This window comes from Motilimonas sp. 1_MG-2023, assembly GCF_030547455.1.
Taxonomy (GTDB): Bacteria; Pseudomonadota; Gammaproteobacteria; order Enterobacterales; family CBDFNC01; genus Motilimonas.
Map to the genome: position 1 here is coordinate 1 of NZ_JAUOPX010000337.1, position 231 is coordinate 231.

1 pseudogene is annotated in these 231 nt (G+C 41.6%); it reads right to left on the minus strand.

From position 1 onward, the window contains the following. Window positions 1–186 (minus strand): annotated as a pseudogene (locus tag Q4519_RS22220) (nicotinate phosphoribosyltransferase); the annotation flags it as partial. Between the last annotated feature and the right edge of the window lie 45 nt (window positions 187–231).

The window sequence follows — 231 nt, forward strand, 5'->3', positions numbered from 1 at the left end:
AGCGTGAACTTGGTAACCGGTTAAAATTTTCACTTGGTCGACAGAATCAGGGCGGATCACTAAGTTACCATCACGTGCCATAATATCTTGTTTTAACTGTGTTAAATAGTCGGTTACTAAGGTCCAAAAGTCCCAAGTATCGATCACCACTGATAAAATGCCGGTTGGCGATTGCTGCTGCATCAATTAACGGAAAAACTCAATTTCTCCTTCCATTAACCAACTGCAGGT